The organism is Arthrobacter sp. SPT-J7 (assembly GCF_059089965.1).
The window spans coordinates 1-13,581 of sequence record NZ_JBNHFF010000070.1; the positions used below are offsets into that span (position 1 = coordinate 1).

Here is a 13,581-nt window from a genome sequence, read left to right on the forward strand (position 1 = left end):
CGGTGGGCGCCATGGTGCTGATGCGTTCGTGGCTTCGGCTGGGGCAACGGCTGGCTGACTGGGGCACATCATCCCTTCGGTCCGTTGTTATCGCCATCTCCGCCTGGTCCCTGCCGCTGCTTTTCTGCGTGCCGGTCTTTTCCCGCGACGTCTACGCCTACACGGGCCAGGGCCGGCTGGTGATGGAGGGCCAAAACCCGTACGAGGTGGGTATCTCCACGCTCAGCAACTGGTTCTCGCTAGGGGCAGACCCTGCCTGGGCGGAGAACAGGACCCCGTACGGTCCATACTTTCTGTGGCTGGCGCGCGCCGTCGTTGGGCTGACCGGAGCCCAGCCCGATGTCTCTGTGCTGCTCTTCCGCCTTCTCGCCGGCGCCGGCGTCCTGCTCTGCGTCATCTACGTGCCACGGCTGGCGGAGCTGCACGGCATCAACGGTGCGCGTGCACTGTGGATCTCCGTGGCCAACCCCCTGTTCCTGATCAGCTTCATCGCCAGCGCCCACAATGATGCACTCATGGTGGGGCTCGCCGTCGCAGGCGTGTACTTCGCGGCGACGCGCCGCTACCTGCTGGGCATCCTCCTCGTCACCGCCTCCATCGGCATTAAACCGATTACTGTGCTCCTGCTGCCATTCATTGGCGTCATGTGGGCCGGCCCCGCTGCCTCCTGGCTGCGCAAGTTCCTGATCTGGGGCGCGACGGCGGGCATCAGCTTCGGCGTCCTGGCCCTCAGCGGTATCCCGTACAACCTGGGATTGGGCTGGACCTGGGCCATTATGGACCCCACTCCCGGCTACACCGGCTACTCGCCGTCAGGCTTCCTGGGCCAGCAGGTGGAGTTACTCGCAAACGTGCTGGGGCTCCCAGGCGGGACGTTCGCCACCCTGCTGCGAACGGGCATGAAGTATGCCGCCATCGCACTGGTCCTGCTGCTGATGTTCCGCGGGGACTACTCGCGGGCGGTGCGCAGGATGGCCCTTGCGTTCACCGCCGTCGTGATGCTGTCGCCCATCATCCAGCCCTGGTACATCCTGTGGTTCCTGCCGTTCCTGGCTGTCACCGGCATCCGGGACGACTGGCAGATCCGGTCGTTGTACGTCGGCGTGACCTTCTTTGTGGTGTTCGGTGCGCAGGACCAGCTCTCCGTGTGGTCCTTCGTCGAGCTGCCCATCGATGCGTCGTCGCTGGCTTTCGTGACGGCCTTGGCATTCACGTTCTACCTTTTATTCCTTGACGTGCATACACGGAAACTGCTCATCGACGGAAAGCCTGTGGACCTCGCAAGGCGGGGCTGGAACTGGGTTTCCGCCCGGCGTGAGGCGCGGCGCCTGCGGGCGGAGCAGCCCGATCGGCAGCAGCTGGGAAGCCGTTGAACTAAGCTCCGGCGGGCACGGCCGCAGGGGACTTCCTGCCCAGTTCGGCTGTCCGCTTCACGGACCACCAGAGCAGCACCACAAGGAGTACATTGCGGGTAGTCAGGATGGCCGCCATCACCGGATGGGCATGAATCAGCGGCGTGTAGAACAGCGGATAGATCACGAACGTGGTCATGGCGATCCCCATCAGCAGGGCCGCCGGGACCTTCCACCTGTTCCAGTTGTGGGTCAGGCCGGCAATGATCACCGGCGCCAGCCAGATGATGAACTGCGGGGACCCCACCTTGTTGAACACGATGAACGCGGTGACCATCATGAGGGAACCTTCAAGGAACAGTTCCTCGCGTTCGGCGCCGCGGTTCATGGCGCGGACCAGCAGGATGCTCGCTCCCACCGCAGCCAGGATGAGGAGCGGCTGCATCAGGAACGCCGCAGTGCCCGCGCCCGGGCCGTAAACCTCGGTGGAGTTGATGGCAGTGTTGTCCGCCATTTTGGAGCCGGCGGTGTTGAAGACGCTCAGCCAGACCCATGGCGTGGAGAAGGTGGCTTCCAACTGCATTCCCCGCTCGCCCTGGTTGGTGAGGAAGTCCATGATGTGCGGAAGCCCGCCGGACAGCCACGTTCCCAGCGCAACAACCGCCGTCACCACCACGCCGGAGAGGACCACCTGGATCCGTTTGTGGCTGGCAATGACGATGGGCGCCAGCACGGCGGCAGGCCACACCTTCATCCAGGTGGCAATGCTGAGCAGGATGCCCGCCACCACCGGCCGCTGCGCCGCGTACAGCAGTGCAATCAGCACGATGGGGGCGGTTATGCCTTCCACCCTTGCAAAGCTGAGGTAGCCCATAAAGACGGTGAAAAACAGCCACCACCAGGCCGGGGCGACGCCGCTCAGTTTCCGCGGGCCCCCGGTGAGGAAGGCAAGCCCGACGGCGTTGAGGGCCGTGATGATCAGGAACCACACGAGCAGGTACAGGCCCGGTCCGGCGAGGTTCGCGAGGAAGATGGGGACCTGCGCCAGCACCGGGTACACCCAGGGGCTGATCTTCCCGTCGAGGTTTTCCGGGTTGTAGCCGTCCGTGGCCCACTGGCGGTACTGCTCGGTGTCGCTGAAGGTATCGCCATGCAGGAAGAAGGACGCCATCCAGCCCAGGAAGTAAAGGTGGACGACGGCGAAGCCCCACCACACGCTGGACGGGCGCGCGAACCAGTCCACCACCTTTGCGGGAAGGACCTTGGTGCGGACGCTGACCAGCCGGTCGAAGAACTTCGTGGAAATCTTAGGACTCCTTCAGCGCGGGAGCGGCTGCAGGCGTCTTTTTGCCCAGCGAGTAGAGGCGCCGGACGCTCCAAAGGAACAGGACCACGAGGAGGACATTGCGGATGGTCAGCACCAGGGCCATCCACGGGTTGTTGTGGCTGAGGGCGTCGTAGAACAGGGGGTAGATGAAGTAGGTGGCCACGGCGATGACGATCAGCATGGTCGCGGGGACCCGCCATTCCCGCCAGCTGTGGGCCAGCCCGACGGCGACAGCCGGGGCGAGCCAGACCATGAACTGCGGGGAGCCCACCTTGTTGAAGACGACGAACGCGGTGGTCAGGGTCAGGGCGCCGGCCAGGAGCAGCTCGGTGCGGTCCGCGCCGCCGCTGAGTTTGCCGTTATGCAGCGCCCAGAACGTCAGGCCGGCCACCAGCAGGGCGGCGAGGATCAGGAGGGGCTGCATCAGCACGGACATCAGGGCGGTGCCGGGGCCATCCACCTGCATGGAGTTGATGTCCGTGTTCATGTACATGCGGGAATCACCGATGTTCAGGACGGACAGCCAGAGCCAGGGCGTGGTGAAAGTGGCTTCGAGCTGCATGCCGCGGTCGCCCTGCTGGGTGAGGAAGTTCAGGAGCTTCGGAAGGCTGCCTGCCGCAGCAGCCAGCGCAACCACAACCGCCGACGTCGCGATTCCGGCGAGCACCACCAGGATCCTGTTCTTAACGACGGCGAACAGGGCCAGCATGACGGCAGCCGGCCAGACCTTCACCCAGGTGCCGATGGCCAGCAGGACGGAGGCGATGAATGGCCGGCGCACGCCGTAGGCGAGGGCCACGAGGACCAGCGGCGCGGTAAGGCCGTCCACGCGGGCAAAGCCGAGCCAGCCCATGAGGAAGGTGAAGACCAGCCACCACCAGGCTGCGGGGATGGCCTGACGGTCCCGGCCCCGGTTTGTGAGCTTCAACAGGGCCCAGCCGTTGAGCACTGTGGTCATCAGGACCCACAGGAAAAAGAACGGCCCGGGACCGGCAACGCCTGCGATAGCCATGGGGATCAGCGCGAGGATCGGGTAGACCCAGGGGCTGGGGCCACCGGTGAGGTTCGCGTCGTCGAAGCCGGCCACGGCCCAGTCACGGTAGATGAACGTATCACTGAAGGCTTCACCGCGCAGTGACAGGGAGGCAGCGAATACAAGGAAGACCAGGTGCACCACGATGAATCCCCCCAGCAGCCCGCGCCCGGTATTCAGCCGGGACTGGAAGGACGCCGGGATGATGACCTTGCGGATCCGGGTGAGATTGCCGAATAAAGCGTCCGTGGAAATGGCGGAATCCTTGTCAGGTCGTTGCACAGCCGGGTCGTTGCGCAGTGGTGCGGGGGTTATGCCGGGGCGGGCGTGTTGGCGCATTGGAGTACCAAAAAACGGCTTCCACCCGGGCTTAACTCTAATTGACGGCGCATCGCGGCCCGTAATTGCCGTCCGCAGGCGCCCGCCGTCGGAGGCGCTAACCTGCGGTTACTCGCGGGTAGGTTTCTAAAGTTGCTGGGGGTCCCGTCCTGGGGGACCATGATGGGGGCACTTTTGGTGCCCAACGGCGTCGGAAGTTCGGGGGAGCGCGTACGCCTGCACCATCCACCTATTACCCAACCCGTTAGGCCTTGCCCCGATGACCGCTCACGACTTTCCACTGACCCTGACCCTGACCGTCGCCGACCGCGAGAGCATGGACAGCCAGCTCGACGCCGCCGTCACGGCCGCCAAGGCCCACGCGCTCGCCGAGAAGCGTCACGGCATCCTGGTGACACGGCACGGCGCGGATAAGTTCACGGTCGCCCTCAGCGAGGCTGTCCCCTTCGGCCTTACCCGCGAGCACCAGGCCTGGTAGCCCCGCAGCGCCTGCCTTCCTGACGGGCTTTAGCTTCCGGCGTTGCCGGAGTCGTCCCCGGAGAGCCGTCCGCTGCGTCCCTGGAGCCGGTCGATGTGCTTGGATGCCTCAGCCTTGCTGAGGTCCGCCGGGAGTTCTTCGCCTGCTTCGCGCGCCAGGGTATCCAGGTAGCTTCGCTGCGCTGCAGTCATCGGCTCATCGCCGGTGACCCAGTCTTCCGGGTCCCGGTTCAGGCCTGCATCCGGTTCAGGGGTCGGGCTGCCCAGGGTTTCCTTGTTGTTATCCATGGCCAAAAGTCTAGGCGCCGGAGACCCCCAAGCACTGGAAATCGCCTGCACTTCCTGCCTGCAGGTGCCGCGCCGCCAAATAGTGGCGCGGATATCAGCTGTGAGGCGAGTCAGGCTACCTGTACCACCCCACGGAACGGTCGTAGCTGGACACGAGGGCTCCCGTGCCGGGTACGCCGTCCCCGCCGGCTGGGAAATAGATGGCTCCGAACTCGGCGCCCTGGGCTTCGATCCGTTCCCGCGCCCAGTTCTTGGCCTCCTCGATGTCCGTGTGCGGGATGCTTTCCCTTGTGCTGTTTCCTGCGCCGAGATGGATGTCCAGTTGATACTCGCCCTCCTGTGAAGCGCCGGCATGGTGGGCGCGGTCTTGTTCATCGCGCCTGCTGACCATTACTTCGGCTGCGGCATGGAGAATCGACGGCTCGCTGGCGGCGCTGCCCTGCTGCTGCTGTTCGATCCGAAGGCCTGAAACGACGTTCTCCACCGTGTCCCCCTCCCGGACCACATAGGCAGGGTCACTGACGTCAGATTCTGAGCCCCCAACGCTTTTAAGGTTCTGCATAAATTGCTCGGAGCTGGACTGTGTAGAGTTCATGCACCCTCCTTGAGGGCTATTGGCGGCGAGTGCCGACCCCACCCACACTAGACCTATATGGGTACCTCAAACGGGTGTTTCCGGGGATGATTTGGACGGCGGCAACGGCAGGCGGGAATGAGGCTGAATCGCTCCTTCCTTTTATAAGGCATTGCGGGGTGGCCCGTCCCACCCCGTCGGCTGAGCCCGTAATGAAGATGCGCGCCATTTTTCTTTCCGGTGCTACCCGGGCTGCCCGTTAAGATGTGCTTCCCTGACCGCGGCGGGTATGGCGCCCTGGAGAACCCAGCGATTTCCGTCCGGGTCGGCAAAGTAGGCAAACTTCACACCGCCCATGTCCTGGACGGCACTGATGTCGGCGCCCCGGCCGACGAGTTCGGCGTGTGTGGCACCCATATCCGGTACTACAAGCTGCAGTCCCTCTAGGCTGCCCGGCGCCATGCTGGTCATACCCGTGCCTATGACGATGGAAGCAGCCGAACCAGGCGGCGTCAGCTGGACCACCCGCATGCCCGGGATGTGCTCCACATCGTGATCCAGGACGAAGCCCAGCTTCTCCGTGTAAAAGGTCTTGGACCTGTCCACATCCGCGACAGGTACCTGTACAACTTCAAGGCGCATCTCCATCCGCCCAGAGTACCCCCGGCATCGCCAACGGACAGCCGAAATGCGGGCTGGGGTGCCGGTAAAGTCCTACGGCAGCCGGCTTGGCCGCAGCAGGCTCGGGACACCCGCCTGCGCAGGATCCAACGGTACGGGGCTCACCAGCACTGCCGGGCCGCGGTGAAGCATGCCGCCCGAGAGTGCCCGGCAGCGGATGCCGCCCCGGCCCCGCATTGCCGCATGCCCGCCCGGCGCGAGCACCTCGTTCATCCAGGCGCAGGGGTGGGCCGGGCGGCCGCCGTGGAACCGGACGGTGGAGCCGCCGGATTCGAGCGCGAAGTCCTGACCTAACAGGGGCGCCAAATGCGCTCCCCGGAGGATCACGTTCCGGCGCGTCGCCAGGGGATTGAACGGCCCGGCACCAAGTTCCGTGCCCATGGCTTCCAGGGCCTCTACGGCGAACAGTGTCGCCGCAGCGTCCATGTGCGCGGCCTTGCCGAAAAAGCGGTCGCCCACAATGCCCTTGCCAGCCACTACCTCCGCGGACTCGGCGTCGAACGTTGGCACGTCCTCTGCGCCGTCCTTCGCACGGCCGAAATAGGCGTGCGCAGGCGAGACCAGCAGGTGCAGGATCTCGACGTCGTACCTATAGGTCTCCGTCATGCCGGCTAGGCACCAACGTAGGCCGCAAGATGTTTGCCGGTAAGGGTGGAGGCGCCAGCCACAAGGTCAGCGGGTGCGCCCTCGAAAACGATCCGGCCGCCGTCGTGCCCTGCTCCCGGCCCGAGGTCGATGATCCAGTCGGCGTGTGCCATGACTGCCTGGTGGTGCTCGATGACGATCACGGACTTGCCGGATTCAACCAACCGGTCCAGCAGGCCCAGCAGGTTCTCCACATCCGCCAGGTGCAGGCCCGTGGTGGGTTCATCGAGGACGTAGACGTCGCCCTTTTCAGCCATCTGGGTGGCGAGCTTGAGGCGCTGGCGCTCCCCGCCGGAAAGCGTGGTGAGCGGTTGGCCGAGGCTGAGGTACCCCAGGCCTACGTCTTCGAGCCGCGCAAGGATGGTCCGCGCCGCCGGGGTTTTGGCCTCGCCCTCGGTGAAAAAGGCGGCCGCCTCCGTCACGGACATCGCCAGCACGTCCGCGATGTTCCGGCCTCCCAGCGTGTACTCCAGCACCGAAGCCTGGAAGCGGCGGCCCTCGCAGTCCTCGCACGGGGACTCCACCGTGGCCATCACGCCCAACTCGGTGAAGATGACGCCGGCGCCGTTGCAGGTCGGGCAGGCACCCTCCGAGTTCGAACTGAACAGCGCCGGCTTCACGCCGTTGGCCTTCGCGAACGCCTTGCGGATTGGCTCCAGCAGGCCGGTGTAGGTGGCCGGGTTGCTGCGGCGGGACCCGCGGATGGCACCCTGGTCGATCACCACCACACCGTCGCGCTTCGCGACGGAACCGTGGATGAGGGAACTCTTGCCCGAGCCGGCCACCCCGGTGACCACCGTGAGGACACCCAGGGGGATGTCGACGTCGACACCCTGAAGGTTGTGCGTGGACGCGCCGCGGACTTCCATCGCGCCTGAGGCCTTTCGGACCGCGTCCTTCAGGGCAGCACGGTCACCGAGGTGGCGGCCGGTTATCGTATCGCTACTCCGTAGGCCCTCGACGGAACCCTCGAAGCAGACTGTTCCGCCTTTGGTGCCGGCGCCGGGACCAAGGTCGACGATGTGGTCGGCGATGGCAATCGTCTCAGGCTTGTGCTCCACCACGAGCACGGTGTTGCCCTTGTCCCGCAACTGGAGCAGCAACTGGTTCATCCGTTCGATATCGTGCGGGTGGAGCCCGATGGTGGGTTCATCGAAGACGTACGTGACGTCCGTGAGCGAGGACCCGAGGTGCCGGATCATCTTGGTGCGCTGGGCTTCACCGCCGGACAGGGTGCCGGCCGGCCGGTCAAGGCTGAGGTAGCCCAGCCCGATGTCGGAGAAGGAGTCGAGCAGGTGCTGGAGCCCCTTGAGCAGGGGAGCCACCGAGGGGTCCTTGAGGTCCCGGACCCATCCGGCGAGGTCGCTGATCTGCATCTGGCACAGCTCGGCGATGTTTTTTCCGTTGATCCTGGAGGACAGGGCCTGCTGGGTCAGCCGGGTGCCCTCGCATTCGGGACAGGTCTGGAACGTCACGGCACGCTCCACGAACCTGCGCACGTGCGGCTGCATCGCCTCGGGGTCCTTTGACAGCATCGACTTCTGGATTTTGGGGATGATGCCTTCGAAGGTCAGGTTGACGCCCTCCACCTTGATTTTGGTTGGCTCCGCGTACAGCATCGTGTCCAGCTGCTTCTTGGTAAATTTGGAGATCGGCTTGTCCATTGGCAGGCCCATGCCTTCGAACAGCCGCCCGTACCAGCCGTCCATGGAGTAGCCCGGGACAATCAGCGCGCCGTCGTTAAGGGACTTATCGTCGTCGTACAGCGCTGTGAGGTCGATGTCGCTGACCGCCCCCATCCCCTCGCACCGTGGGCACATGCCGCCCAAGTAGACGGCCTGCTGGACCACTGCCTTTTCCACCCGCCCGCCTTTGTCGGTTGACATCACGCCGCTGGCCTTGCGGGTGGGCACGTTGAAGGAGTACGCCGTGGGCGGGCCGACGTAAGGGGTGCCGAGCCGGCTGAAGAGGATGCGCAGCATGGCGTTCGCGTCGGTGGCGGTGCCCACGGTGGAGCGAGGGTTGGCACCCATGCGCTCCTGGTCAACGATGATCGCCGTCGTGAGGCCTTCCAGGAAGTCCACCTCGGGACGGGCAAGTGAGGGCATAAAGCCCTGGACGAACGCGCTGTAGGTCTCGTTGATCATCCGCTGCGACTCGGCGGCGATGGTGGCGAACACCAGGGAGCTCTTGCCGGAGCCGGACACACCGGTGAACACCGTCAGCCGGCGCTTGGGCAGCTCGACGCTGATGTCCTTGAGGTTGTTCTCCCGCGCCCCCTGTACGCGGATCAAGTCGTGGGTGTCGGCAGCGTGCAGCCCGTTGGTTCGGGGATCGGTGTTCGTGTCGGTACTGGTGTCCGCGCTCATCGGGGTCTCCATCTGTTGGGCTGCGATAGTACGTTTCGGGGGAGACTGCGCCCGCAGCCTCCCCCCGGCGTCGCTGGTTCCAATCCTCCCAGCTCAGGGCTGCTGGTTGATTCGGACGGTGTTGCCTGCAGGGTCGCGGAAGGCGCAGTCGCGGATTCCGTAGGGCTGGTCAACGGGTTCCTGGACGACGTCGGCCCCGGTGGCCTCAACTCTGGCGAACGCGGCGTCCACGTCCGGGGCCGACAGGATGACGGTGGCGTAGGTGCCCTTGGCCATCATCTCCGCGATGATACGGCGTTCGTCGTCGGTAATTCCGGGGTCCACCGCCGGCGGGTGCAGGACGATGGAAACGTCGGGCTGGCCAGGCGGGCCCACCGTAATCCAGCGCATGGTGCCGCGGCCTACGTCGTTGCGGACCTCGAAGCCCAGGGCATCGCGGTAGAACGCCAAAGAGGCGTCGGGATCGGTGTGCGGAAGGAAACTCGAGCTGATGGTGATGTCCATGGCAGTCATGCTATTGCGGCACCGGCGCGGGCGCTTCTTGATTCCTGACCGGTCTGGTGACCTGTTTTGCCACGCACGCCGGGATGCCCGCCGTCGATACCGCGGCTTCCTGTTTGTACACACTTGGGGGCATCCCCACCAGCTCGGTGAAGCGGGTGCTGAAGGTACCCAAGGAGGAGCAGCCGACGGCGAAGCATACCTCCGTGACGGAAAGGTCACCGCGGCGCAGGAGCGCCATGGCCCGTTCGATGCGGCGGGTCATGAGGTAGCTGTAGGGCGATTCCTGGTAGGCAAGCTTGAACCTGCGGCTAAGGTGCCCGGGCGACATGTGGACTCCGTGGGCGAGCGATTCGACGTCCAGCGGCTGTGCATACTCCCGGGCATACTCCCGGTCAATGCGGTCCTTGACCCGGCGAAGGTCCCGGAGCTCACGCAGGCGTGCATTGGACAGGGGGCTGGTGGTCACCTTTCAGATGGTGCTACTTGGCAGGGGAGTTGTCCATAGCGCGGCGTGGACGGAAGCTGCTGCCCTGAACCTTTTAGGAGAACTGCGCGATGATGGCTCCGGCAGCCGACGATTCCTACCCTCAAGGGCTTGCCCACAGCAGGCCCCTTCGACGATGGTGCGGACGTTGGCGTCCTGGAGGACTTCGACGCGGTAACCCGGGGTGGCGACGAAGACACCCCATCGCTGCTGGAGGCGCAGCGGATTTTCGCCTATGGATCGTGGTGTTGCCGCATGGTACTTTGTGCCTCTTACGTCGCTTACCGGAAGCGATCCAGGAGGAGGCCAGCTCATGAGTGATACCAATTCCGCCGGAACGAACGTGGACGTCGTGGACATCCTGACCAGCGATCACCAGGAGATGATTGCACTGATCAGGCAGATCCACAGCACTCCCGATGGCAGCCAGCGCAGAGATCTCGCGGACACCCTGATCGCGGAAATAATGCGTCATGCGGTCGCGGAGGAAATGTACGTCTACCCAGCTATTGAAGACCACGTGCCCAACGGCAAAGAGGAAGTCGAACACGACAAAAAGGAGCACCACGAGATCGTCAAGCTCATGAAGCGGCTGGAAAAGGTGGAGCCTTCCGACCAAACCTTCATGGAACTGGTCCAGGAGCTCGAGTCGCAACTGACCCATCATGCCGGGGACGAGGAGGCCGATCAGTTCCCGAAGCTCCGCCTTCACATCCCCCGCGAAAAACTCGTTGATTTGGGGCAAAAAGTAGAAAAAGCGAAAAAGCTCGCACCCACCAGGCCGCATCCAAGCGCACCGCACTCCGAGCTGTTCCATAAGACGGTGGGACCGGGTGTCGGCATGGTGGACCGGCTGCTGGACAAGCTCACTCATCGGCAGACGGGCTCGAAGGACGACTGAGACGCTGCCTGTCACTTGAGGGGCGGGTTGCCTTGGCGGTGGCGCTAGCCGCGCGTAGGTTGGCAGGAGTTCTTTGTCTACCAACCGACACCGAGGAGGAGTCATGAGCGACGGCGCCATGGACAGCACCGGCCCAACGAGGAGGCCAGCAACAGCCGCGCAGCAGCAGGATGCGTCAAAGGCCGGCCATGCCGACCGCATTGATGATGACGGCGGCCGTCCCGCCAAGTGGCGCATCATCGGGCCCGGCCTGGTGGTCGCAGCCACCGGCGTGGGTGCTGCTGACATGGTGGCCACCTTGGTGGCGGGCTCACGGTACGGTTACGGCCTGTTCTGGGCTGTCATCGTTGGCGTGGTCCTGAAGATCATCCTCGTCGAAGGTGCCGGCCGCTACACGCTGGCAACCGGAAAGACGATCTTCGAGGGGTGGCGGTCCCTCGGTAAGTGGACCACGTGGTACTTCGGGCCCTACATCATGATCTGGGGCTTCGTGTACGGAGCCACTGCCATGTCATCAGCGGCCCTGCCACTCGCGGCCGTTTTCCCGATCCTGCCGCTGTGGGCATGGGCCATCCTGATGGGCCTGGCCGGTTTCACGATGGTGTGGTGGGGCAAGTACGCCACCTTCGAGAACATCACTGCAGTGCTGGTGGGCATGATGTTCGTGACCGTGGTGGGTTTGGCCATCATTGCCGCGCCAAACATCCCGGAAATGCTCTCCGGCCTGATCCCGATGATTCCTTCAACCGACGGCGGCATCTTCTACACACTCGCCCTGGCCGGCGGCGTGGGTGGAACCATCACGCTCGCCGCCTATGGATACTGGCTCCGCGAGAAGGGCTGGTACACGCCCAAGTGGATGAAGGTCATGCGGATCGACAACTCCATGGCCTACGTCATGACCGGGATCTTCGTGATCGCCATGCTCATCGTGGGCGCTGAGGTTGTCCGCTCTGCCGGTGTTTCGCTCAGTGCAAGCGATGAAGGGCTGCTGGATCTCTACGACGTCCTGAAAGCGGAGTACGGCGACATCGTCGGAACCGGCTTCCTCGTCGGTTTCTGGGCCGCTTCCTTTTCCTCCATCATCGGCGTCTGGAATGGCGTTTCCTTGATGTTCGCTGACTTCTGGGGCAATATGCGGGGCAAGGAATCCGGGCACCCCGATACCCGGGTGGGCGGGAAATACTTCAAGTTCTACATTTTGTGGCTCACCTTCCCGCCCATGATCCTCTTCGCCCTGGGCCAGCCCATCGGCCTGATCCTGCTTTACGGCGCTTTGGGTTCGCTGTTCATGCCGTTCCTGGCGCTGACCCTGCTCGGCCTGCTCAACGGCCGGCGGATCCCCAAGGCCTGGGCCAACAAGCTGCACTCCAACCTCGCCCTGGGGCTTTGCGCTCTGTTGTTTGTCGTCTTGGGCGTCCGCCAGTTCTGGACTTCGCTTTCGCCGCTCTTCGGGGGGTAGGGAAGGCCCAGCAGGGAAAGAAACAACCGGAACCCCGACACTGGAAATCAGTGCCGGGGTTCCGGTTGTGCAGACTGCTGCGTCCCTTTGGAGCGGACCTTAGGTTAGCTCCCGTTTGCTTTAGGGAGGCCGTCGAAGCGGTAGAGGAAGGCAGCCATGTCCTTTCGGTTGACGTCCATGTACGGTGCGTAAGAAGTCTCGGTGAAACCGGTGGTTATGCCGGCCTCCTTGAGCCACATGACTTCCTTGTAAAACTGGTGGCCGCTGGGCACATCAGCAAAGGTGGACGCCGCCGGCTCCGTGTACTCCGGCGAGCCGCTGAACCTGTAGAGGAAAGCGGCCATGTCCTTCCGGTTCACCGCGGACTCCGGTGCGAACGTGGTGGGAGTCATTCCCGTGGTGATCTTGCTGTCCTTCAACCAGATGATCTCCTTGTAGAACTGGTGGTCCGAGGGTACATCCGTGAAGGGAGATGCTGCCGGGAGTTCAACTTCCGGAGATCCCGACGACCGGTACAGGAAGGCTGCCATCGCGGCCCGGCTGACCGAGGTCATCGGCTGGAACGTGCCGCCATCGTATCCCGTGGTGATCTTCCTATCCGCCAGCCAGCTGATTTCCGTAAAGAACTGCGCGTTGCGCTGTACGTCGGAGAAGGGGGCTGCAAGGGCCGGCAGCACAGCTGACGGTTGCGAGAAGCTGCCGGTGCCCACGGCGTTGACTGCGGCAACCTGGAAGCGGGTGTCGACGTCCCTCCTCAGTCCCGTGACGAGGACGCTTGTTGCAGCGGCATCGGCGGTTGTGAGGGTTCCGAGCTGGTTGCCGGCGGGATCAATGGCGCGAACCACGAAGCCGGTGATGGGCGAGCCTCCGTCGGCGGGAGCCGTGAGCTGAATCGCGGCGTCACCGATCCGGGCTGCTGCGGCATCGACGGTAGGTGCTGCAGCGGCTGCCGGCGCCTGCGCCGGCAGTGGCACCGGAGTGGACGCCAGGCGGCCGACGACGGTGAAGTTGCTCGTCTGGCCGATCAGGGTGGCTTCGCCGTTGGCCGAGAGGGCCTCCAACCGGAAGAAGTTGGTGTCGAAGGGGCTGCCCGTGACCGGTCCTTCCGTTGCACCGTCGCCCAGGTATCCGGCCGGTGCGCCGAC

General features: G+C 64.4%; 14 protein-coding genes and 1 pseudogene. 4 read left to right on the forward strand and 11 right to left on the reverse strand.

Annotated elements, in window-relative coordinates:
- The coding region (gene mptB / locus AC5RWX_RS23115; protein ID WP_494098637.1) for a polyprenol phosphomannose-dependent alpha 1,6 mannosyltransferase MptB at positions 1-1,373 on the forward strand (1,373 nt) is incomplete at its 5' end.
- A gap of 1 nt (position 1,374) precedes the next feature.
- On the opposite strand, the gene AC5RWX_RS23120 is transcribed toward mptB, so the two are convergent.
- Both AC5RWX_RS23120 and AC5RWX_RS23125 read right to left on the reverse strand, forming a co-directional pair.
- On the reverse strand, positions 1,375-2,598 hold the full coding sequence (locus AC5RWX_RS23120) for a glycosyltransferase 87 family protein (protein WP_494098638.1): 1,224 nt from the start codon (positions 2,596-2,598) through the stop codon (positions 1,375-1,377).
- Positions 2,599-2,659: 61 nt separating this feature from the next.
- Positions 2,660-3,919 (reverse strand): glycosyltransferase 87 family protein, encoded by a 1,260-nt coding sequence (locus tag AC5RWX_RS23125; RefSeq protein WP_494098650.1) that lies wholly within the window; start codon positions 3,917-3,919, stop codon positions 2,660-2,662.
- Between the two features lie 391 nt (positions 3,920-4,310).
- On the opposite strand from AC5RWX_RS23125, the gene AC5RWX_RS23130 reads away from it, so the two are divergent.
- Positions 4,311-4,529 carry a hypothetical protein gene (locus AC5RWX_RS23130; RefSeq protein ID WP_494098639.1) on the forward strand — a complete coding sequence of 73 codons (219 nt, stop codon included), beginning with the start codon at positions 4,311-4,313 and terminating at the stop codon, positions 4,527-4,529.
- Positions 4,530-4,558: 29 nt separating this feature from the next.
- Here AC5RWX_RS23130 and AC5RWX_RS23135 read toward each other — a convergent pair whose 3' ends face one another.
- From AC5RWX_RS23135 to AC5RWX_RS23170, 8 genes and pseudogenes are all read right to left on the reverse strand, one after another.
- Complete coding sequence (locus tag AC5RWX_RS23135) at positions 4,559-4,816, reverse strand: DUF3072 domain-containing protein (RefSeq protein ID WP_494098640.1); 258 nt, start codon at positions 4,814-4,816, stop codon at positions 4,559-4,561.
- A gap of 115 nt (positions 4,817-4,931) precedes the next feature.
- On the reverse strand, positions 4,932-5,411 hold the full coding sequence (locus AC5RWX_RS23140; RefSeq protein WP_494098641.1) for a hypothetical protein: 480 nt from the start codon (positions 5,409-5,411) through the stop codon (positions 4,932-4,934).
- 222 nt (positions 5,412-5,633) lie between these two features.
- Positions 5,634-6,038: a VOC family protein gene (locus AC5RWX_RS23145; protein WP_494098642.1), complete on the reverse strand. Its 405-nt coding sequence runs from the start codon at positions 6,036-6,038 to the stop codon at positions 5,634-5,636.
- A gap of 66 nt (positions 6,039-6,104) precedes the next feature.
- Positions 6,105-6,677 (reverse strand): MOSC domain-containing protein, encoded by a 573-nt coding sequence (locus AC5RWX_RS23150; protein WP_494098643.1) that lies wholly within the window; start codon positions 6,675-6,677, stop codon positions 6,105-6,107.
- 5 nt (positions 6,678-6,682) lie between these two features.
- Positions 6,683-9,085 carry an ATP-binding cassette domain-containing protein gene (locus tag AC5RWX_RS23155; protein WP_494098644.1) on the reverse strand — a complete coding sequence of 801 codons (2,403 nt, stop codon included), beginning with the start codon at positions 9,083-9,085 and terminating at the stop codon, positions 6,683-6,685.
- A gap of 93 nt (positions 9,086-9,178) precedes the next feature.
- Complete coding sequence (locus AC5RWX_RS23160) at positions 9,179-9,598, reverse strand: VOC family protein (protein WP_494098645.1); 420 nt, start codon at positions 9,596-9,598, stop codon at positions 9,179-9,181.
- A 1-nt stretch (position 9,599) separates the two neighbouring features.
- Positions 9,600-10,055, reverse strand: coding sequence for a helix-turn-helix transcriptional regulator (locus AC5RWX_RS23165; protein ID WP_494098646.1), 456 nt, complete (start codon positions 10,053-10,055; stop codon positions 9,600-9,602).
- Positions 10,056-10,176: 121 nt separating this feature from the next.
- A pseudogene (locus AC5RWX_RS23170) lies at positions 10,177-10,274 on the reverse strand (ThuA domain-containing protein); the annotation flags it as partial.
- 112 nt (positions 10,275-10,386) lie between these two features.
- Here AC5RWX_RS23170 and AC5RWX_RS23175 point away from each other — a divergent pair.
- Complete coding sequence (locus AC5RWX_RS23175; RefSeq protein ID WP_494098647.1) at positions 10,387-10,974, forward strand: hemerythrin domain-containing protein; 588 nt, start codon at positions 10,387-10,389, stop codon at positions 10,972-10,974.
- A 103-nt stretch (positions 10,975-11,077) separates the two neighbouring features.
- A complete protein-coding gene (locus tag AC5RWX_RS23180) occupies positions 11,078-12,436 on the forward strand; it encodes an Nramp family divalent metal transporter (RefSeq protein WP_494098648.1) in 1,359 nt (452 codons plus the stop codon).
- A gap of 104 nt (positions 12,437-12,540) precedes the next feature.
- Here the strand turns inward: AC5RWX_RS23180 and AC5RWX_RS23185 are convergent.
- A partial coding sequence (locus tag AC5RWX_RS23185; RefSeq protein ID WP_494098649.1) for an S-layer homology domain-containing protein occupies positions 12,541-13,581 on the reverse strand: 1,041 nt, incomplete at its 5' end.